Consider the following 18,905-nt stretch of genomic DNA (forward strand, 5'->3'; position numbering starts at 1 on the left):
CAGCATGGGGGCCGGGCCGCTCCACTTCAAGCCGGCGGCGCGCTGGCGCGTCGGCCGCGCAGCGCTCAGGCCTCGGCGGTCTCGGCCTGCGCGGCCTTGGCCGGCTCGGTGCGGCTGCCTTCCGGCGCTGGCAGCGCTGCAGTGGCGCCAGCGGTGGCGGCATGGATCAGGCGCCCGGTGAGCTGCGCGCCGGCGCTCATCTCCACCACCTGGTAGTGCACATTGCCCTGCACACGCGCATTGGCGGCCAGTTCCACCCGCTCGGCCGCATGGACGTCGCCGGTCAGCTGACCATTGATGATGACCACCGGCACGCGCACCTCGCCCTCGATGCTGCCCTGCTCGGCCACGGTCAAGGTGGCGCTGGCGCCGTCTTCGGCAATCACCTTGCCCAGGATGCGGCCTTCCACGTACAAGCCGCCGCTGAACACCAAATCGCCGCGAATCACCACCTGCGGCCCGATCAGGGTGTCGACCACGGTCTGCGCACCACGGTTTGACTTGGTTCCGAACATGAGCTACTCCCCCGCGCCATTGCCGGCGATTTTCCAGTCGAATGTCTGAGTGACCGGCGCCCCATCGCCGCTGAGGGAGATTTTGACACGTTGCGGGGTGAAATCCTTCGGCAGGATCAGGCTGCCATCCAATTGCTGGAAATAGCGGAACGAATACGGTTGGCCGGCGGCATCGGGCTTCTGGTGCAACTCGTTCCAGCTCACCGTCACCAGCTTGCCGGCGCGCACGCCTTCCACCGCAAAGCGCAGCTGGCCCTGGCTGATCGCGCCGCGGTTGAGGTTCTGGGTCAGCACCACGCTGTAGTTCCAGGTGCCGCCGGCCTCGGCGGTGAACTGCACCGAATGCGCATTGAGCCCCTTGCGCTGCGCGGTGGAGCCCACCAGGCGCTCGTAGAAGGCCACGTCGGCGCGCAGTGCGGCGATCTGCTCGTCGCGCTCGGCCAGCGAGGCCTGCACCTCGGTATTGGCAGCGCGGCTGATCTTGTCGGACATCGCCAGGTTGACCTGGCGCTGCTGCAACTGCGCAATCTGCCGCTGCTGCTGGGCCTGGCGGCGTTGTGCCTGCTGCAATGCCGCCTCGGCCTGGGCCAGGCGCGGTGCGGCCGTCCGCGTGGCCATCCACCACACCCCGCCCAGCGATGCCAGCCACAGCAGGGCTATCACGCCCCACAACCAGCGACCGCCGGAACGGCCGCCGCCCGACTCCCGATGGACGATCTGAACGCGTGCGGCTGGTCTCATGGGCATCGGGTCCGGACGGGCCGGCGTGGGTCGGCGGCGTAGTGTGCCAGAGCCTGGTCGGCGGTCGCGCTGGCGCTGGACCGGCGGTTATCCGATAGTTCCGCATTGTCCGCAGGAAGCAGCGCCATGAGCGAGGCCCATCTGTTCGTGATCGGCATCCTGCTGGCCTGGCTGGCCGGCATCCGCGTCTACCTCACCGTGTTCGGGGTCGGCCTGGCCGGCCTGCTCGGCTGGATCGAGCTGCCGCCTGCCCTGCATCCAGCGCAGTCCTGGTGGGTGCTGGGCACCTCCGGCGCACTGGCGGTGGCCGAATTCTTTGCCGACAAGATCCCCGGCGTGGATTCGGGCTGGGACCTGTTGCAGACCCTGGCGCGGGTGCCGGCCGGTGCGTTCCTGGCTGCGGCCACACTGTCGCCCGATGGCGACCTGAGTCCCGGTGCGCTGGCCGCCGGCGCGGGAGTGGCGCTGACCAGCCACACGCTCAAGGCCGGCACCCGCGCACTGCTCAATACCTCGCCCGAGCCGGCCAGCAACTGGGTCGCCTCGCTGGCCGAGGACACCATCGCCACCACTGCGCTGGCCCTGGCCCTGGCGCAGCCGTGGTTGGCGCTGGGCATTGCGGTGGGAGCCAGCGTCCTGGTGGCGCTGGGGGTGTGGTGGGTGTGGCGGCTGTTGTGGCGGGGCATGCGTCGGCTGGCAGCGCCGCTGCGCGCAATCACCACACCCGCTGCACGCCGCTCCCCGCTATCGTGAAGTTCATCGCATAATCATCGCGACTGCAGGGAGTATCGATGGCCGCCCGAGATCCGGTTCCATTCACCACCCGTGACGACACCACCACGCGTCAGCGTCCGTTGCGTGCCGAGACGCCGCCAGCCGACCATTGGCGCCGCTGGGCGGACGACGACGCCACGCCCGAAGACGCTGCCCCGGTGAGCGCGGCGATCATTCCTGCGCCCGCCGGCGTGCCACGCCAGGCCCTGTCGAGCGCGCCGGCACAGGCGGCGGCCAACGCCGACGGCACGCACGCGGCCGGGCCTGCAACGTCGGCATCGATGGCGCCTGCCGCCGCGCAGGACAGCGGCGACGACGTCGCCGCCGATGCACCGTACCGGGTATTGATCGTCGAAGACGACCGCTCGCAGGCGCTGTTCGCGCAGAGCGTGCTGCATGGCGCCGGCATGCATGCGCAGGTGGAAATGACCGCTGCCAGCGTGCCGCAGGCGATCCAGGACTATCACCCGGACCTGATCCTGATGGATCTGCACATGCCCGAGCTCGATGGCATCCGCCTGACCACCTTGATCCGTCAGCAACCCGGCCAGCAGCTGCTGCCGATCGTGTTCCTCACCGGTGATCCGGACCCGGAGCGCCAGTTCGAGGTGCTCGACAGTGGCGCCGACGACTTCCTGACCAAACCGATCCGTCCGCGCCATCTCATCGCAGCGGTGTCCAACCGTATCCGTCGTGCACGCCAGCAGGCATTGCAGCACACCGGCGAGCAGGCCAGCGCACGCAGCAATCCGGAAACCGGCCTACCCACCCGCGGCCATGTGATGGACCTGCTGGGCGATGCGCTGGAGCGCAAGCAGGCCGGCGGCCTGTTCTTCATCGAGATCGCCAGCGCGCTCGGCCTTCGCGAACGTTACGGCTACGCCGCCTACGAACGCCTGATGACCCAGGCCGGGCATCGCCTGGCCAGTGCCGCGCAGCCCTATCCGCTGGCCCGCCTGAACGACAACAGCTTCCTGCTGCTGGGCGTGGAGATGGACGAAGCCAGCCTGGAGCAGCGCGCGCTGGAGATCCGCGAGCGGCTCTCCGCCAACGCCTTTGCGGTCCGCGAAGAAGAAGCCGTCCACGTACGCTGCGCAATTGGCGCGGCGCCGTTGAGCCTGGGCTTCGACGATGCCGGCAGCGCGGTGGAAGCGGTCGAACGCACCGCGTTGCAGGCGCGCCTGCGCAGTGATGGCGTGCAGACCTATCTGGCGCCCAGCCAGGCCGAGCAGCAGGAGCAATTGCGCCTGGTCGAAGGCCAGCTGGAACTGGCCTATCAGCCCATCGTGGCGGTGGCCGGCGGCGACACCGCGCAGTACCAGGTGCTGCTGCGACTGCGCCAGGCCGACGGCACCCTGCTGTCGGCCGGCCAGGTGATTCCTGCCGCCGAAGCGGCCGGACGCATCGCCGATCTCGACCAGCAGGTCATGGACCACGCGCTCGGGCTGCTGCATCTGTACCAACACGCCAGCCCGCCGCTGCGGCTGTTCGTCTCGCAGTCGCCACGCACGCTGGCACGCGATGCATTCGCCGACTGGCTGCTCAACGCGCTGGTCGACCGCGGCGTGCCCGGGCAGTCGCTGATCGTGGACCTGCGCCTGGACGACGCCCTGATCCACGCCGTCACCGTGCAGCAGTTCTGCGCCAGGCTGATGCCTGCCGGGGTGCAGTTCTGCCTGAGTCAGTTCGAACCGGGCGATGAGGCCAACGCGTTGCTCAGCCAGCTACCGCTGAGCTTCGTGCGCATGGCCAACCGTTTTGCCGATGCGCATGGCAACACCGGGGTACGCGACCAGTTGCGCGGCGTGATCGATGCCGCCCACCAGCGCGGCCTGCTGGTGATCGGCCAACGCATCGAAGACCCGCAGGCAGCCGCGGCGATGTGGATGAGCGGCGTGGATTTCATCCAGGGCAACCTGGTGCAGACCGTCGGCAAGGAACTGGATTTCGACTTCACCAACGCGGTGCTCTGAGCGATGCCACAGGCGGGCAGCCCTCGCACCTGGGCCGGCCTGGCCCTGGCGGCAGCCATCGTCACGGCAACCGGCCAAGGCCTGCAATGGGCTGGCCTGCCGGGTCCGTGGCACGCGCTCGGCGCCGCCGCTGCGGTGGTCACTGTCGTGCTGGCGATCTGCACAGCCGCCGCCGCCCACCGTAGCGCGCGTGCGCAGCGCGCGCTGTCCCAGCGCGTGGACGAGGCCGACCTCGCCCACGAGCGCCTGCAACAGGAACTGCGACGCCACGGCGAGCTCGAACACGACCTGTTGCGCGCCAAGCGCGCCGCCGAAGCCGCCGCGCTGGCCAAGGGCGAGTTCCTGGCCACCATGAGCCACGAAATCCGCACCCCGCTCAACGGCATCATTCCAATGCTGGAACTGATCGCGCGCGGCCAGCTCAGCCTGGACCAGCGCGACATGCTGCAGACCGCCACCGGCAGCTCGCTGCAGCTGCTGCGCATCGTCGACGACATCCTCGACTACTCCAAGCTCGAAGCCAACAAGCTCGAACTGGAGACCACCGCCTTCAACCTGCGCGAACTGCTCGACGGCGTGGTGCAGCTGCTGCAGCGCACCGCCGAAGGCAAGCAACTGCGTCTGAGCCTGGAGATCGCGCCGTCGGTCCGCCTGCTGGTGCGCGGCGACCCGATCCGCCTGCGCCAGGTGCTGAGCAACCTGATCGGCAACGCAATCAAGTTCACCGAGCGCGGCAGCATCGACATCCAGCTTGGCCGCCTGGGCGAGACGCGCACCCAGCATCTGCTGCGCTTCCAGGTGCGCGACACCGGCATCGGCATTGCGCCGGACCAGCAGGTGCGCCTGTTCCGCTCCTTCGCCCAGGCCGATGCCTCCACCACCCGCCTGTACGGCGGCACCGGGCTGGGGCTGGCGATCTGCAAACGCATCATCGACCTGATGGGCGGGCGGATCGGCGTGGAATCCGAACCAGGGCGCGGTGCCACGTTCTGGTTCGAGATCCCGTTGCTCAAGGTGATCGGCGACCTGCCGCAGAGCAACAGCGCCGACGCGTCGCGGGTGATGATCATCAGCTCCGACACGCGCCTGCAGCAGCGACTCAGGCACCTGCTCGACAGCTGGGGGGTCTCGCACGTCTCGATGGACACCACGCAGGAAGCGCTCGAGCGCCTGCGCCGGCATCACGAGACCGAAGGCTTCCGCTGCGTCATCGCCGACCACGACACCCTGCGCTACAGCGCCCGCGCGGTGCATCGTGCACTGGCCCGGCCAGAAGAACCGGGCACCGCCAGGCTGATCTGGCTGTACGGCGACGAGCCGGTGCCGGTCGAACTGCACGACCACGCCAGCCTGGTCCCACGCCACAGCCCAGACGAGATCCTGCGAACGGTGGTACTGCCTGCAGATCCGAAGCCAGTGCCAACGCCAGCGCCGAGCGTGACCCTGCTCCCCGAGCCGCCGCCGTTGGTGCGCGCGCGCGAGGTGCATATCCTGTTGGTCGAAGACAACTCGGTGAACCTGCTGGTCGCACAGAAGCTGCTGGCCGTCCTCGGCTTCGAAGCCGACACCGCCACCGACGGCGAGGCCGCGCTGGGTCGCATGCAGGCCACCCACTACGACATGGTCTTCATGGATTGCCAGATGCCGGTGCTCGACGGCTACGCCGCCACCCGGCGCTGGCGCGCGATGGAGACCGAATCCGGCGGCCGCCCGATCCCGATCGTGGCAATGACCGCCAACGCCATGGCTGGCGACCGCGAACGCTGCCTAGCTGCCGGCATGGACGATTACCTCTCCAAACCGGTCGCCCGCGAACAGCTCGATGCCTGCCTGCAGCGCTGGCTGCCACAGCCCACGCTCCTGCCAAGCCCGTCCAGCGAAACAGTGGCGCCCGACCCGTCCAGCGAGACAGTGGCACCCGACACGTCCAGCGAAGCAGTGAAGCCCGACCCGGAAGACGCCCGCGTAGCGCCCCCGGCGCGGGCGCTGCCAATCCTGGACACCGAGGTCATCGACGAGTTGTACGAGGTCATCGGCGCGGACACCGTGACTATCCTGCAGGTGTTCCTGGACGATGCCCCCGGCATCATCGCCCAGCTCGAGGCAGCTGCGGCCAATCGCGACAACGTGCAGCTGCGCGACCTGGCCCACACGCTCAAATCCTCCAGTGCCAACGTCGGCGCGCAGGTGCTGTCCAACGCCGCACGCCGGATCGAACTGGCCGCCCGCACCGGTACCGTCGAACGCCCGTCGGCGATGGTGGCCCTGGTCATTGCCGAATACGCGCGTGCGCGCCTGGCGTTGCTGGGGCAGGTCACCCGCCTGCAGGCCGCTACCAGCGCAACCGGCTAGTGCGGCTTCATCTCGAGAGCCCCTCTCCCCTCGGGAGAGGGGTTGGGGTGAGGGTACGGCCAACCCCATACGTACCCACCCAAGCCGCCAAGGTGCAACACCTGCGAGGATCCGCCGCAAGCGCTGCCCGGGATCGTCAGTGCACCTGCAGCGATCCAGGGCCGAACAACGCCCGAGACAACCCGTCGCTTCAGTCGTCCAGCTTGGTCAGCAGGTAGTTCGGCTCGCCGATACGCGCCACCAGGTCCAGCTGGGTTTCCAGCCAGTCGATGTGCTCTTCTTCCGACTCCAGGATGTCCACCAGCAACTGGCGGCTGACGTAGTCGTTGACGGTCTCCGCATAGGCCACCGCCTCGCGCAGCACCGCTACCGCCTCGCGCTCCAGCGCTAAATCGCAGCGGAACATCTCGGTCGGGTTCTCGCCGATCCGCAGCTTGCCCAGCGCCTGGAAGTTCGGCAGCCCCTCGAGGAAGAGAATGCGGTCGGACAACGTGTCCGCATGCTTCATCTCGTCGATGGATTCCTTGTACTCATGCTCGGCCAGTTCCTTCAGGCCCCAATTCTTCAGCATCTTGGCGTGCAGGAAGTACTGATTGATCGCAGTGAGTTCGTTGTAGAGCACCTTGTTGAGGTACTCGATGACCTTGCTGTCGCCCTTCATGCGATGTCTCCGGAAATGAACCGGCCGCACTCTACCGCGTCGGCCGCCCGCATGAAGGAACGCGAATCGTGCTCAGTTGCGGGACGCGCGCGCATCGGGGGCTGTAGCGCTCCGCGCGCACCTGCCTGCGCCAGGTCCGCTCAGGCAGCGCTTGCCAGCCCCAGCAGGGGGAGCGGCAGTGCACGGCTGGCCAGCGCCTGATTCAGCAGGTCCGAGGCCATGTCCAGGCACGCGCCACAGTTGGAACCGCAGCCGGTGCGCATGGTGAGTTCGGCCAGGCTGACGCAGCCATTGTCGGCCGCTTCGCGGATCTGGTGGTCGGTGACCCCATTGCAGATGCAGACGTACACGGTATCGGTCGGGCGCTGGCGATCCGGAGAGGACCGAACGCGATTGCACCGCAAACGAGAATAGGTGTCAATTCCAAACGTTAATCATTATTAATCCGCACCGGCCGTGGCCCGCTGCGCTTGCGTGGCCGCTTGCGTGGACGGTCGTGTCCGGCTGCGCTGCTGCCCGGCAACCAGGCTTCCAGCGCACGCTCGGGCATCATCCCCACCGCCGCCTGGCCAGCGATATCCTGGGCAAGCGGCGCCAGGTGACGCAGCGCGCGCGCATAGACGCCGCGCTTGAACACCACCACGTGCTCGACCGGGTACCAGAAATCCACCCATCGCCAGTGATCGAACTCGGGCGTGTCGGTATGGTCCAGCTTGAGGTGGGATTCGTCGCCGGTGAACTGCAGCAGGAACCAGACCTGCTTCTGGCCGATACACACCTGCCGCTCGTTGTGGCGCACCGCACGGCTTGGCAGGCGATAGCGCAGCCACCCGGGGGTGGCGCCGAGCACTGACACATGCTCGGGCAACAACCCGGTTTCTTCGCGCAACTCGCGGTACATGGCTTCCACGGGCGTCTCGTCGGTATTCATGCCACCTTGCGGAAACTGCCAGCCATCCCGGCGCACGCGACGTGCCCAGAACACCTGACCGTTCTCACGCATCAGCACGATGCCGACATTTGGCCGGAAACCGTCCGGATCGATCACGATGCGGACTCCTGAAAATCTACTGTCACCGACTCTGCCACGGCCACGCCCGCCTCACAAGCTGAAAACGAAAAGCTTGACAACACGCCGATGCTTGGTGAGAATTGCCGGCTCCCTAGGCTATGTAGCTCAGCCGGTTAGAGCACAGCACTCATAATGCTGGGGTCGGTGGTTCGAGTCCACCCATAGCCACCAAGGTTTCCAGGCCTGCACAGGCATGCGATACTCTGGGACAGCACAGTTTTATTGCCCCGTCGCCAAGCGGTAAGGCACCTGACTCTGACTCAGGCATTCGGTGGTTCGAATCCATCCGGGGCAGCCAGACAACTAAAGGTCCGATCGAAAGATCGGGCCTTTTTTGTTGGTTGCCCGCACCCCTCCCCCAATCGCTACCGAGACAGGCCCTGCCGACTGCAGAATCTGCGCATCGGACAACCGTCCACGCATGCGGGCAGTAACGCCAAAACGACAAAAGCCCGGCAATGCCGGGCTTTTGCAGCAATTGCCCCAGCGAACCAGGGCAACGCAGACGCGATGGATCAGCGCTTGGAGAACTGGGTCGCGCGACGGGCCTTGTGCAGACCGACCTTCTTACGCTCGACTTCACGGGCGTCGCGGGTCATGAAGCCAGCCTTGCGCAGCTCGAACTTCAGGGTTTCGTCGTACTCGACCAGCGCACGGGCGATGCCCAGACGGATCGCACCGGCCTGGCCGGTGGTGCCGCCGCCGGAAGCGGTGACCAGGATGTCGAAGCTTTCAGTGTTCTTGGTGAGCTCCAGCGGCTGGCGCACGATCATGCGCGCGGTTTTACGGCCGAAGAACTCGTCCAGCGGACGGTCGTTGACGGTGATCTTGCCAGTGCCCTTGCGCAGGAACACGCGAGCGGTGGAGGACTTGCGGCGGCCGGTGCCGTAGTTTTGCGTGATAGCCATGATTAGATATCCAGAACTTGCGGCTGCTGGGCGGCGTGCGGATGCTCGGCACCCGAATAGACCTTGAGCTTGCGGTACATGGTGCGGCCCAGGGGGCCCTTCGGCAGCATGCCCTTGACGGCGATTTCGATCACGCGCTCCGGGTGGCGCTGCAGCGCCTGCTCCAGGCTCTCGGTCTTCAAGTTACCGATGTAGCCGGTGAAGCGATGATACTTCTTGTCTTTCAGCTTGTTACCCGTGACGACGATCTTCTCGGCGTTGATGACCACGAGGTAATCGCCGGTATCGACGTGCGGGGTATAAACCGGCTTGTGCTTGCCGCGCAGGCGGCGGGCCAGTTCGGTGGACAGACGGCCGAGCGTCTTGCCGGCGGCGTCGACGAGATACCAGTCGCGCTGGACGGTCTCGGACTTGGCGGTGAACGTAGTCATGAGAAAACTCTTGAGTGGTCGGGCGGATTGCAGCGGCAATGACCGCTGGAACTTTGCCACGCGTTGTGAAGGCGAAACAGAAGAGGCGGGATTGTACGCGGCGGCCCGGCGCGACGCAAGTCGCTGCGACGGCTACGGCGCGGGCGGTTGGCAGCGGCGCGGTCGAAGCCCAGAATCCGGACATGACCCAGACCTCCCCTACCCGATCGCAGACCCCGCTCGACCGGCTGCTGACCGAAGCCCAGCGCGCGCTGGAGACGGTATTCGGCAATCCACCCGCGCAGCGCCCCAATCCAGCCGCCGACACCCCGGATGCCGCACTGACGGCTCCGCAGCGCGCGCACGCCGCCGGGCTGATGCGCATCAACCATGTCGGCGAGGTCTGCGCGCAGGGGCTGTATTTCGGCCAGGCCGCCGTCGCCCGCGACGCCGATACCCAGCGACACCTGCTCGAAGCGGCGCAGGAAGAAACCGACCACCTGGCCTGGTGCGCCGACCGCCTGCACGAGTTGGATAGCCGCCCCAGCCTGTTCAACCCGCTCTGGTATGTCGGCAGCTACACGCTCGGTGCGCTGGCCGGCCTGCGCGGCGACGACTGGAGCCTGGGCTTCGTGGTCGAAACCGAACGCCAGGTGGAAGCCCACCTGGACGAGCACCTGGAAACCCTGCCGGAGATCGACCAGCGCAGCCGCGCCATCCTGCGGGTCATGAAGATCGACGAAGCCCGCCACGCCGACCACGCAGAACAGGCCGGCGCCCGCATCCTGCCCCCCCCGATCCCCAGCGCCATGGCCTTGGCCTCCAAGCTGATGAAGACGGTGGCGTACCGGCTCTAGGTCGGGAATCGAGAATCGAGAATCGGGAGTGGGGAATCGGGTGCGGGCTGCAGGCGCTCAAGCTCGGCAGCCAACCTGCACACACATCGGGGCAGGCGCTGACTAACCGACCAGCTTCAAACCGATCACACCCGCCACGATCAGCCCGATGCAGGCCAGCCGCGACCACGATGCGCTGTCGCCGAACAGCGCGATGCCGGCGACGGTCACACCCAGCGCACCGATGCCGGTCCAGATCGCATAGCCGGTGCCGACCGGGATGGTCTTCAACGCCTGGGTCAGAAACCACAGGCTGATGCCAGCCAGGCCGACCGTCAGCACAGTGGACCACAGCCGCGTAAAGCCGTCGCTGTATTTCAGGCCCATGGCGAAGCCGATTTCGAACAGGCCGGCCAGTAGCAGGTAGATCCAGGGCATTGGGGTACTCCTCAACAGAAAAAACGGACAAAAAAAAAGCGACCCAGTGTCTGCACACTGGGCCGCCGTCGGCTGTGGAACGCGAGGTCATCGCGTGGCGGGCCGTCCCGCCTTGCATCTTGAATCCACCTGCAAGCAGGTGGTCCGGCACGTTCGCTGCGCTTATTCGCTCAGGTTACGTCCGTGGAACAATTCTTCGATCTCGCGCTTGAGCAGCGTTTCGATCTTCATGCGCTCCTTGAACGAAAGGTTCTTGGCGCGCTCTTCGAACAAATATTGGTCCAGATCGAAGTCCTTCAAGTGCATCTTGGTGTGGAAGATGTTTTCCTGATAGACATTCACGTCGAACATCTCGTAGCGCGACTTCACGTTCTTGGCCAGGAAGTGCTGGATCGAGTTGATCTTGTGATCGATGTAGTGCTTCTTGCCCTTCACATCGCGGGTGAAGCCACGGACGCGGTAGTCCATGATGACGATGTCCGATTCGAGGCTCTCGATCAGGTAGTTCAACGCCTTCAACGGCGAGATCACGCCACAGGTGGCCACGTCGATATCGGCACGGAAGGTGGCGATACCTTCCTGCGGATGCGTCTCGGGGTATGTATGGACGGTGATATGGCTCTTGTCCATATGAGCAACCACAGCTTCGGAAATCAACTCCCTGCCGGCCTGCTTCTTGTCGATCACCGGCTCTTCGGAGATCAGGATCGTCACCGATGCACCCTGCGGATCGTAGTCCTGACGTGCGATATTGAGGATGTTGGCGCCAATGATCTCGGCCACATCGGTCAGGATCTGGGTCAGGCGATCAGCGTCGTACTGCTCGTCGATGTACTCGATGTAGCGCTGACGCTCTTCTTCGGTACGCGCGTAACAGACGTCGTAGATGTTGAAGCTCAACGCCTTGGTGAGGTTGTTGAACCCCTGTAGCCTCAGGCGAGGCAACGGCTTGACCACGTCGGTCTGTCCTTTTGGAAGGCGGGAAAGGAACCAATTATGAGCCAAAGATCCCAGCAACGAAATGCCGTCATGAAGAATGGTTTACGTTGCATGACTCATGCCGTTAAGCTTCAGGAATCACACGCGGAACTACCATGAGCTCAGGAAACACGACGGTTGTGACTACGACGGTACGTAACGCTACCCCTTCCCTGGCGCTGGACGCCGGCACGATCGAGCGTTTTCTGGCCCACAGCCACCGCAGACGCTATCCGACCCGGACCGATGTGTTCCGGCCGGGCGATCCGGCGGGCACGCTCTACTACGTCATCAGCGGCTCGGTGAGCATCATTGCCGAGGAAGATGACGATCGTGAGTTGGTGCTGGGCTATTTCGGCAGCGGCGAATTCGTCGGTGAGATGGGCTTGTTCATCGAATCGGACACCCGCGAAGTGATCCTGCGCACCCGCACCCAGTGCGAGCTGGCCGAGATCAGCTACGAGCGCCTGCAGCAGCTGTTCCAGACCAGTCTGTCGCCGGATGCGCCACGCATCCTGTACGCCATTGGCGTCCAGCTCTCCAAGCGCCTGCTCGACACGACAAGGAAAGCCAGCCGCCTGGCCTTCCTGGATGTGACCGACCGGATCGTGCGGACCCTGCACGATCTGTCCAAGGAGCCGGAGGCGATGAGCCACCCGCAAGGCACCCAGCTGCGCGTGTCGCGGCAGGAGCTGGCGCGCCTGGTGGGCTGCTCGCGCGAAATGGCCGGACGCGTCCTGAAGAAGTTGCAGGCGGACGGCTTGCTGCACGCACGTGGCAAGACCGTCGTGCTGTACGGCACACGCTGAATCACCTGTCGCACGGCGGCCGGTGTGGAGTGCGCACCGACCGCCGAACGGGCTAGGAGGCATTACCGATCCGCCGGGCATCCGCCCGCGGCCCGATGTCGCCGGTTGTCCTGCGGGACATCCACTGCGCCATCGCCCATGGCGCACGACCCGCAGCAGCCGACCTCGATCGGCTCGCTCCCCGCGCGCGCCATGCGTGCCCACCTGACGACTGCGCGCTGCGGTGGGTTAGCCGCGCTTATGCAGACGCGTCCTGAAGCGCCTTGCCACCGCGGTCGCGGCAGCCCCAGTTGAGGATCGGCGTGCCTACAGGCAGCACCTGGCGAAACAGGTCTTCGCGATTGGCCTTGGGATTGACCACTACCGGCGCGCGCGCGGCCTTCAACAGTGGCAGGTCGGCGGTGCTGTCCGAATACGCCACGGCGATATCGGCGTAGCCGCGCTCGCGCAACATGCGCATCTTCTCTTCGTTGTGGCAATGACGGCGCGCGGTGACCGCTCCCAGGCGCGGGCCGACCAGGCTGCCGATCACCGGCACGTCCTGGTGCGCGACAAATCCGAGAATCGCGCGCGCCAACTCCGGCGGCGCACCGGTGGCGACCACGACCCGGTCGCCTGCGGCGCGATGCTCGGTGAACACCTTGAGCGCGTGTGGCAGCAGGCGCTGGCGGATCTGCGCTTCATGCTTGAGCACGTAGGCATCGATGAAGCGGTTGAACTCGCGCGTGCGATGCAGCCCGAAGGTCGCGATCCACACATAGCCGGAGACGCCACGGCGGCGGGTCGGCAGCATCGCCACCATCGGCCCCAGCAGTGGCGAGGCCAGCAGCGCCACCAGCAGGCGCAACGGGTTGCGCCGGATCAACCAGGCAAACAGGTGGCTGCCGGAATCGCCGTCGTACAGCGTGTGGTCGAAGTCGAAGACTACCAACGGTGCATCGTCGCTCGGCGCGGGATACGACTCAGTCATGCGCAAAGAATAGCTGACGCAGCGACTCGCCGGGTTCGGGCGCACGCATGAAGGTCTCGCCAACCAGGAACGCGTTCACGCCGTTGCGGCGCATCAACTGCACGTCGTCGGGGGTGACGATGCCGCTTTCGGTGACCAGGATGCGGTCGCGCGGCACTGCCGCGCGCATGTCCAGCGTGGTCTGCAGCGATACCTCGAAGGTGCGCAGGTTGCGGTTGTTGATGCCTACCAGCGGCACCGGCACCTGCACCGCACGCTCGAGCTCGTCGATGTCGTGCACTTCGACCAGCACATCCAGCTCCAGCTGCATGGCCAGGCCGGACAGCTCGGCCAGCTGCGCATCGTCCAGCGCCGAGACGATCAGCAGGATGCAATCGGCCCCGAGCACGCGCGCTTCATAGACCTGGTACGGGTCCACGGTGAAGTCCTTGCGCAGCACCGGCAGCGTGCAGGCATCGCGCGCCTGGCGCAGATAGGCATCGGCGCCCTGGAAAAAATCCACGTCGGTCAGCACCGACAGGCAACTGGCACCGCCGAATTCATAGCTGACCGCGATATCGGCAGGATGGAAATCGGGCCGGATCACCCCCTTCGACGGGCTGGCCTTCTTCACTTCGGCGATCACCGCCGCATCGCCGGCCGCGATGCTGGCCTGCATGGCCGCAGCAAAACCGCGGGTGGGCGGCAGATCGGCGCAGCGCGCGACCAGCTCGGCCAACGGCACGCGCGCGTGGCGCTCGGCCACTTCTTCGGCCTTGCGGGCAAGGATGGTGTTGAGGATGTCGCTCATCGTGTGGGGTCCTGGCGGGCGGGCATTATCGGTCAAGACGGCCACATCGCGCTGCGCTGGCACGCCAGCGCACGTGGCGCACCGGTAGAGGGCAAGGCGGCCGCCGCTTGCACGGCGAACCGTTGCAGCCGTGCGCGATCACGCCTGCGCGGCGATCTGGCGGGTGAAGGCCACATACGCGTCCAGCCTGGCGCGCGCCGAGCCATCGGCCAGCACCACCCGCGCGCGCGCGACACCGTCGGCGATACTGTCGGCCACGCCGGCCACGTACAACGCGGCGCCGACGTTGAGCGCCACAATGTCCAGCGCCGGGCCGGGGACGTTGTCCAGCACCTGCAGCAGCAGCGTGCGCGACTGCGCGGCATCGGCCACCTTGAGGTTGCGGCTGGCCGACATGGCAATGCCGAAATCTTCCGGGTGCACCTCGTACTCGCGCACCTGGCCATCGCGCAGTTCGCCCACCAGGGTGCCGGCGCCGAGCGAGAGCTCGTCCATGCCATCGCGCCCCCACACCACCAGTGCACGTTCGGCGCCCAGCTCGTGCAGCACGCGCGCCTGGATGCCGACCAGGTCCGGGTGGAACACACCCATCAGGATATTGGGCGCGCCGGCCGGGTTGGTCAGCGGGCCGAGGATGTTGAAGATGGTGCGCACGCCCATTTCGCGACGCACCGGCGCCACCACCTTCATGGCCGGGTGATGCACTGGCGCATACATGAAGCCGATGCCGGTCTGCGCCAGCGATGCGGCCACCTGATCGGGCTGCAGCTCGATCACTGCGCCCAGCGCCTCCAACGCATCGGCGCTGCCGGATTTGGATGACACGCTGCGATTGCCGTGCTTGGCCACCTTGGCACCGCCCGCTGCGGCCACGAACATCGCGCAGGTGGAAATGTTGAAGGTGTGCGAGCCATCGCCGCCGGTGCCGACGATATCGACCATGTGCTTCCGGTCGCTGACCTCCACGCGGCGCGAGAACTCGCGCATCACGGTAGCCGCGCCGGCGATTTCGCCAACGGTCTCCTTCTTGACCCGCAGCCCGGTGAGGATGGCGGCGACCATCGTGTCCGACACTTCGCCGCGCATGATCTGGCGCATCAGCTCGACCATTTCGTCGTGGAAGATTTCGCGGTGTTCGATGGTGCGTTGCAGGGCTTCTTGCGGGGTGATGGGCATGGGGACAACCGGAAAGCGAACGTGGGAATGAGGTATTGGGAGAGCGGCACGCGCGGCATGGGAGGCCGACGCTGGCGCACTCAGCCCGGGCGTTGCATGCGGAAGCGCGCCTGCGCCTGCACTTCGAAATAGTCGGCCGCACCACCCGCGCGCAGGATGGTCTGCACCCGGGCCGGGTCGTAGATCCCGTCCTGTAGCGCGGCATGGGCCAGATGCACGCCCACCACTTCGCCCAGCACCAGCCAGGTATCGACCTGCTGCCCGTCGGCCCGTTGCAGGCGCAACAACTGGCTCAGCCGGCACTCGAAACTGACCGGGCTGGCAGCCACCCGCGGGGCGTCGATCAGCCGCGACGGTGCGGCCTGCAGGCCGGCCAGCACGAACTCATCCACCTCAGGCGGCACGATCGCCGCGCTGGCATTCATCGCCTCGGCCAGCGGCCGCGTCGCCAGGTTCCAGGTGAACTGGCCGGTGGCTTCGATGTTGCGCACGCTGTCCTTCCAGCCGGTGCTGGAGAAACCAACGATGGGCGGGACGTAGTTGAAGGCGTTGAAGAAGCTGTAGGGCGCCAGGTTGGCGATGCCCTGGGCATCACGCGTCCCGATCCAGCCGATCGGACGCGGCCCGACGATGGCATTGAACGGATCGTGCGGCAGGCCATGCCCGTGCGCCGGCTGGTAGAAATGCATGCTGTCGGCCGATGCCGTCATCGGCCAGGCGCTCCTGCGGGTTGTTCGCATGCCAGGCACTCACCTCGCGCGACAGCGAACCGGGCGCCGGCCTGCTCCACGGCAGTGGCGGCGCACGAGCGTCCCATCGGCCACGGGCGACTGCGCTGAAGCACGCCGCCCTGCAGCGGCAACTCGGTGATGGGCACCGCCGTGCTCACGCCGCGCGTTCCAGGAAGTTCTTCAGCAGGGCATGGCCGTGCTGGGTCAGGATGGATTCGGGATGGAACTGCACGCCTTCCACCGGAAACTGGCGGTGGCGCAGGCCCATGATCTCTTCCATGGAGCCGTCCGGATTCTCGGTCCAGGCAGTGACTTCCAATGCATCCGGCAGGGTGGTCTTATCCACCACCAGCGAGTGGTAGCGTGTGGCCACGTAACCGTCCGGCAGGCCGACGAACACGCCCTTGCCTTCGTGACGGATCGGCGAGGTCTTGCCGTGCATGATGTTGCCGGCGCGGATCACATCGCCGCCGTACACCTGCCCGATACTTTGATGCCCCAGGCACACGCCCAGGATGGGGGTGGTCTGGCCCAGCCGCTCGATCAACTGCAGCGAAATACCGGCTTCGTTGGGCGTACACGGTCCAGGCGAGATCACGATGCGCTCGGGCTTGAGCGCGGCGACCTGATCGACGCTCATCGCGTCGTTGCGCACCACCATCACCTCCGCGCCCAGCGCCTGCAGGTACTGCACGAGGTTGTAGGTGAAGCTGTCGTAGTTATCGAGCATGAACAACATATCAGGCCTATCTATCTGTTTTTAAAGTTCTAAATCCCAAAACGACCCACTGATACCCGCTCTCACTATCCGCCAGTCCACTGGATATCCGAGCTACTGGAGAGCAAGCAACACCCGCGCATATCTTCGCACGGACTCGCTCGATCTTCGGGATCTTGCACGATTGGTACGCATATGAAACCGCTATACAAGCCGGTCGAAGCCACTAGACATGACCTGTCGGCTATGACGCTGATAGCTCCCTATAACAGCCTGCGCCCCCGCTGTTCAGCACTGCGCAGCCATTTGGACACCTGATTAGCCCCATTCCTCAGCCGGTAGTTGCAGGATTTGCGACGGGTCGGCTGGACAATGGCCCCACTTGAAGGCAACGGAGGTGGGGCATGGGTATCAACATCGTGCAGTTTCAGCCTGGATTGTCGATGACAGAGTTCGTGGATCGTTACGGAACCGAAGCCAAGTGTTATCGGGCCTTGTATCGGTGGCGCTGGCCGAATGGATTTCGCTGCCCGCAATGCGAAGGCCGCGCGCGCTCGCGCTTTCGACGCGATGGGCAGGTGGACTACCAGTGCCGTGCGTGCCGGCATCAGACCACCTTGCGTGCTGGCACGCTGTTTCAGTCCAGCAAGCTGCCCTTGCGCTTGTGGATGCAGGCGATCTACCTGCTGACATCCAGCAAGACCAACCTGGCGGCGCTGGAGTTGAAGCGGCATCTTGGAGTGAACTACAAGGCGGCCTGGCGCATGAAGCACAAGATCATGCAGGCGATGGTCGAGCGCGAAGAACCGCGAAAACTCAGCGGATTTGTGCAAATCGATGACGCGTACCTTGGCGGCGAACGCACCGGAGGCAAGCGCGGACGAGGCTCGGAGAACAAACAGCCGTTCGTGATCGCAGTGCAAGTGGACCAGAACAATGAACATCCTACCTTTGCGGTGATCGAGCCGGTGAAGGCTTTTGACAACGCCTCGCTGAAGGACTGGATCGAACGGCGTCTGGAGCCGGAATGCGAAGTTTACAGCGACGGATTGGCTTGCTTTCGCCGTCTGGAGGAGGCTGGGCATGCCCACACCACCCTCGATACCGGCGGTGGTCGTGCCGCAACCGAAGTCCAGGGAGCACGTTGGTTGAATGTGATGTTGGCCAACGTCAAGCGTGCCAACGCAATGCCGGCGACGACATCGCCATCCTGCAGGCGCGCCATGCACTGTACCAAAAGGCGCGCGAGGCGACTCCAGCCCGTTGGAGTGGCCGCACGCGGAACTGGCAGCCAATCAAGGCGGCCGCCTTGAATCCCGAGAAAGAGGCGGTCGTTGCAGCGGAGGTCGTCCACCGAAAAGCAGCTTGAATCAGGCGACAACTACCTTTCAGACACCTGCCGCGTGGCCCCATACCAGGCACAGTCTGGCATAGTGGCGCGCTATTCGGAAATCACACCGCGCCTGAGCAGAATCCCGTGTATCGCCTGCGCATACTTGTTGCGTTCCGCAGGCGTTTCGGAGTGATAGGCGCCCACCGCAGCCCAGGTGTTTCCGTACTTATTGACCATCTCGCGCAACCGCCAGGCAGCTACATATACGCTGACACATGGCTGCATCAACTCATCTCTGGAGATGCCATAACTAGAAAGACGTCGCAGATGGATCGAATTGATCTGCATTTTTCCGTAGTCGATGGTGCCATTCTTGTTGACATGGATCGCTTCGGCGCGGCCACGCGATTCCTGCCAGGCGATGGCACGCAACACCCACGGATTGACATGCTGATAGCCGGCTGCTTCTTCGAAGCAGTCCGCATGTGCAAGCGGTGCTGCGCATAGTAGAAGTATCGCCATCAGCGCCCGTCGACGGCGAAAGGATAAAACGGCATATCGGGCTTGGAACACATGCCAGCCATTTTCTACTTGTAGCGTTGCGGCAAGGATGCCCCAACGTCGTGGACATTGGGCACGCATACCGTGCACTGACGCGCGCATGGACAATATATCGCTCTTGATCATCACTTGAACCTGATCGTCGTTGAGTTCTCCAGT

The 18,905-nt window shown here is 65.3% G+C and carries 19 protein-coding genes, 2 tRNA genes and 4 pseudogenes; 10 read left to right on the forward strand and 15 right to left on the reverse strand.

All coding sequences use genetic code 11. The features are described from left to right. Window positions 1–65: 65 nt before the first annotated feature. Window positions 66–515, reverse strand: coding sequence for a bactofilin family protein (locus ACCQ13_RS17150; protein ID WP_104605311.1), 450 nt, complete (start codon window positions 513–515; stop codon window positions 66–68). A gap of 3 nt (window positions 516–518) precedes the next feature. Next, window positions 519–1,256 carry a DUF6776 family protein gene (locus ACCQ13_RS17155; protein WP_104605309.1) on the reverse strand — a complete coding sequence of 246 codons (738 nt, stop codon included), beginning with the start codon at window positions 1,254–1,256 and terminating at the stop codon, window positions 519–521. A gap of 126 nt (window positions 1,257–1,382) precedes the next feature. Here ACCQ13_RS17155 and ACCQ13_RS17160 point away from each other — a divergent pair, with 126 nt between their 5' ends. The 4 genes and pseudogenes from ACCQ13_RS17160 to ACCQ13_RS17175 form a co-directional block, all read left to right on the forward strand. Beyond that, window positions 1,383–2,009 carry a DUF4126 domain-containing protein gene (locus ACCQ13_RS17160; RefSeq protein WP_104605307.1) on the forward strand — a complete coding sequence of 209 codons (627 nt, stop codon included), beginning with the start codon at window positions 1,383–1,385 and terminating at the stop codon, window positions 2,007–2,009. 38 nt (window positions 2,010–2,047) lie between these two features. Next, window positions 2,048–4,003: an EAL domain-containing protein gene (locus tag ACCQ13_RS17165; protein WP_159407631.1), complete on the forward strand. Its 1,956-nt coding sequence runs from the start codon at window positions 2,048–2,050 to the stop codon at window positions 4,001–4,003. A gap of 3 nt (window positions 4,004–4,006) precedes the next feature. Beyond that, a pseudogene (locus ACCQ13_RS17170) lies at window positions 4,007–5,879 on the forward strand (ATP-binding protein); the annotation flags it as partial. Window positions 5,880–5,950: 71 nt separating this feature from the next. Then, window positions 5,951–6,355, forward strand: a pseudogene (locus ACCQ13_RS17175) (Hpt domain-containing protein); the annotation flags it as partial. 190 nt (window positions 6,356–6,545) lie between these two features. On the opposite strand, the gene bfr reads toward ACCQ13_RS17175, so the two are convergent. The 3 genes from bfr to ACCQ13_RS17190 form a co-directional block, all read right to left on the reverse strand. After that, window positions 6,546–7,016, reverse strand: a complete 471-nt coding sequence (gene bfr / locus ACCQ13_RS17180) for a bacterioferritin (RefSeq protein WP_104605303.1) — start codon at window positions 7,014–7,016, stop codon at window positions 6,546–6,548. Between the two features lie 140 nt (window positions 7,017–7,156). Further along, window positions 7,157–7,366: a (2Fe-2S)-binding protein gene (locus ACCQ13_RS17185; RefSeq protein ID WP_104605301.1), complete on the reverse strand. Its 210-nt coding sequence runs from the start codon at window positions 7,364–7,366 to the stop codon at window positions 7,157–7,159. An 80-nt stretch (window positions 7,367–7,446) separates the two neighbouring features. Continuing rightward, the gene (locus tag ACCQ13_RS17190) at window positions 7,447–8,064 is read right to left on the reverse strand and encodes an RNA pyrophosphohydrolase (RefSeq protein WP_104605299.1); all 618 of its coding nucleotides are present in this window, start codon (window positions 8,062–8,064) and stop codon (window positions 7,447–7,449) included. 118 nt (window positions 8,065–8,182) lie between these two features. Here ACCQ13_RS17190 and ACCQ13_RS17195 point away from each other — a divergent pair. Further along, a tRNA-Met gene (locus tag ACCQ13_RS17195) sits at window positions 8,183–8,259 on the forward strand. A 52-nt stretch (window positions 8,260–8,311) separates the two neighbouring features. Then, a tRNA-Gln gene (locus ACCQ13_RS17200) sits at window positions 8,312–8,386 on the forward strand. A gap of 217 nt (window positions 8,387–8,603) precedes the next feature. On the opposite strand, the gene rpsI is transcribed toward ACCQ13_RS17200, so the two are convergent. Further along, window positions 8,604–8,996, reverse strand: coding sequence for a 30S ribosomal protein S9 (gene rpsI / locus ACCQ13_RS17205; RefSeq protein WP_104605598.1), 393 nt, complete (start codon window positions 8,994–8,996; stop codon window positions 8,604–8,606). A gap of 2 nt (window positions 8,997–8,998) precedes the next feature. Next, window positions 8,999–9,427, reverse strand: a complete 429-nt coding sequence (gene rplM / locus ACCQ13_RS17210; RefSeq protein WP_003483082.1) for a 50S ribosomal protein L13 — start codon at window positions 9,425–9,427, stop codon at window positions 8,999–9,001. 182 nt (window positions 9,428–9,609) lie between these two features. Here rplM and coq7 point away from each other — a divergent pair, with 182 nt between their 5' ends. Continuing rightward, complete coding sequence (gene coq7, locus ACCQ13_RS17215; protein WP_104605600.1) at window positions 9,610–10,263, forward strand: 2-polyprenyl-3-methyl-6-methoxy-1,4-benzoquinone monooxygenase; 654 nt, start codon at window positions 9,610–9,612, stop codon at window positions 10,261–10,263. A 102-nt stretch (window positions 10,264–10,365) separates the two neighbouring features. Here coq7 and ACCQ13_RS17220 read toward each other — a convergent pair whose 3' ends face one another. Further along, window positions 10,366–10,680, reverse strand: coding sequence for a DMT family transporter (locus ACCQ13_RS17220; RefSeq protein ID WP_104605602.1), 315 nt, complete (start codon window positions 10,678–10,680; stop codon window positions 10,366–10,368). Window positions 10,681–10,842: 162 nt separating this feature from the next. After that, window positions 10,843–11,637, reverse strand: a complete 795-nt coding sequence (speD, locus tag ACCQ13_RS17225) for an adenosylmethionine decarboxylase (RefSeq protein WP_104605604.1) — start codon at window positions 11,635–11,637, stop codon at window positions 10,843–10,845. Between the two features lie 137 nt (window positions 11,638–11,774). Here speD and crp point away from each other — a divergent pair, with 137 nt between their 5' ends. Next, on the forward strand, window positions 11,775–12,467 hold the full coding sequence (gene crp / locus ACCQ13_RS17230) for a cAMP-activated global transcriptional regulator CRP (protein WP_104605606.1): 693 nt from the start codon (window positions 11,775–11,777) through the stop codon (window positions 12,465–12,467). 238 nt (window positions 12,468–12,705) lie between these two features. Here crp and ACCQ13_RS17235 read toward each other — a convergent pair whose 3' ends face one another. The 5 genes from ACCQ13_RS17235 to ACCQ13_RS17255 all read right to left on the reverse strand — a co-directional run bounded on the left by ACCQ13_RS17235 (window position 12,706) and on the right by ACCQ13_RS17255 (window position 16,873). Further along, entirely contained in the window at window positions 12,706–13,437 is a 732-nt protein-coding gene (locus tag ACCQ13_RS17235) for a haloacid dehalogenase-like hydrolase (protein ID WP_104605608.1), read from the reverse strand. Further along, a complete protein-coding gene (gene trpC, locus ACCQ13_RS17240) occupies window positions 13,430–14,227 on the reverse strand; it encodes an indole-3-glycerol phosphate synthase TrpC (RefSeq protein ID WP_104605610.1) in 798 nt (265 codons plus the stop codon). Before trpC ends, ACCQ13_RS17235 begins: the two co-directional genes overlap by 8 nt. A gap of 138 nt (window positions 14,228–14,365) precedes the next feature. Beyond that, window positions 14,366–15,403, reverse strand: a complete 1,038-nt coding sequence (gene trpD / locus ACCQ13_RS17245) for an anthranilate phosphoribosyltransferase (protein WP_159407632.1) — start codon at window positions 15,401–15,403, stop codon at window positions 14,366–14,368. 80 nt (window positions 15,404–15,483) lie between these two features. Continuing rightward, window positions 15,484–16,113, reverse strand: coding sequence for a flavin reductase family protein (locus ACCQ13_RS17250; RefSeq protein WP_104605614.1), 630 nt, complete (start codon window positions 16,111–16,113; stop codon window positions 15,484–15,486). 175 nt (window positions 16,114–16,288) lie between these two features. Continuing rightward, window positions 16,289–16,873 (reverse strand): anthranilate synthase component II, encoded by a 585-nt coding sequence (locus ACCQ13_RS17255; RefSeq protein WP_104605616.1) that lies wholly within the window; start codon window positions 16,871–16,873, stop codon window positions 16,289–16,291. Between the two features lie 383 nt (window positions 16,874–17,256). Between ACCQ13_RS17255 and ACCQ13_RS17260 the strand changes: the two are divergent. Together ACCQ13_RS17260 and ACCQ13_RS17265 are read left to right on the forward strand one after the other, a co-directional pair. After that, window positions 17,257–18,033, forward strand: a pseudogene (locus ACCQ13_RS17260) (IS1595 family transposase); the annotation flags it as partial. Further along, window positions 18,033–18,221 (forward strand): annotated as a pseudogene (locus ACCQ13_RS17265) (hypothetical protein); the annotation flags it as partial. The pseudogenes ACCQ13_RS17260 and ACCQ13_RS17265, both read left to right, overlap by 1 nt. 72 nt (window positions 18,222–18,293) lie before the next feature. On the opposite strand, the gene ACCQ13_RS17270 reads toward ACCQ13_RS17265, so the two are convergent. Continuing rightward, complete coding sequence (locus tag ACCQ13_RS17270; protein WP_223214366.1) at window positions 18,294–18,872, reverse strand: lytic transglycosylase domain-containing protein; 579 nt, start codon at window positions 18,870–18,872, stop codon at window positions 18,294–18,296. Window positions 18,873–18,905: the final 33 nt, after the last annotated feature.

The organism is Xanthomonas sp. NCPPB 1638, from assembly GCF_041475635.2.
Taxonomy (GTDB): domain Bacteria; phylum Pseudomonadota; class Gammaproteobacteria; order Xanthomonadales; family Xanthomonadaceae; genus Xanthomonas; species Xanthomonas cucurbitae.

Excerpts from the sequence above, each read along its gene's own strand:
- ACCQ13_RS17220 (WP_104605602.1), bottom strand. The coding sequence starts at position 10,680 with ATGCCCTGGATCTACCTGCTACTGGCCGGCCTGTTCGAAATCGGCTTC.
- ACCQ13_RS17160 (WP_104605307.1), top strand. The coding sequence starts at position 1,383 with ATGAGCGAGGCCCATCTGTTCGTGATCGGCATCCTGCTGGCCTGGCTG.
- rplM (WP_003483082.1), bottom strand. The coding sequence starts at position 9,427 with ATGACTACGTTCACCGCCAAGTCCGAGACCGTCCAGCGCGACTGGTAT.
- bfr (WP_104605303.1), bottom strand. The coding sequence starts at position 7,016 with ATGAAGGGCGACAGCAAGGTCATCGAGTACCTCAACAAGGTGCTCTAC.
- ACCQ13_RS17250 (WP_104605614.1), bottom strand. The coding sequence starts at position 16,113 with ATGACGGCATCGGCCGACAGCATGCATTTCTACCAGCCGGCGCACGGG.
- ACCQ13_RS17235 (WP_104605608.1), bottom strand. The coding sequence starts at position 13,437 with ATGACTGAGTCGTATCCCGCGCCGAGCGACGATGCACCGTTGGTAGTC.
- trpD (WP_159407632.1), bottom strand. The coding sequence starts at position 15,403 with ATGCCCATCACCCCGCAAGAAGCCCTGCAACGCACCATCGAACACCGC.
- ACCQ13_RS17270 (WP_223214366.1), bottom strand. The coding sequence starts at position 18,872 with ATGATCAAGAGCGATATATTGTCCATGCGCGCGTCAGTGCACGGTATG.
- ACCQ13_RS17155 (WP_104605309.1), bottom strand. The coding sequence starts at position 1,256 with ATGAGACCAGCCGCACGCGTTCAGATCGTCCATCGGGAGTCGGGCGGC.
- ACCQ13_RS17150 (WP_104605311.1), bottom strand. The coding sequence starts at position 515 with ATGTTCGGAACCAAGTCAAACCGTGGTGCGCAGACCGTGGTCGACACC.
- crp (WP_104605606.1), top strand. The coding sequence starts at position 11,775 with ATGAGCTCAGGAAACACGACGGTTGTGACTACGACGGTACGTAACGCT.
- coq7 (WP_104605600.1), top strand. The coding sequence starts at position 9,610 with ATGACCCAGACCTCCCCTACCCGATCGCAGACCCCGCTCGACCGGCTG.
- trpC (WP_104605610.1), bottom strand. The coding sequence starts at position 14,227 with ATGAGCGACATCCTCAACACCATCCTTGCCCGCAAGGCCGAAGAAGTG.
- ACCQ13_RS17255 (WP_104605616.1), bottom strand. The coding sequence starts at position 16,873 with ATGTTGTTCATGCTCGATAACTACGACAGCTTCACCTACAACCTCGTG.
- ACCQ13_RS17165 (WP_159407631.1), top strand. The coding sequence starts at position 2,048 with ATGGCCGCCCGAGATCCGGTTCCATTCACCACCCGTGACGACACCACC.
- rpsI (WP_104605598.1), bottom strand. The coding sequence starts at position 8,996 with ATGGCTATCACGCAAAACTACGGCACCGGCCGCCGCAAGTCCTCCACC.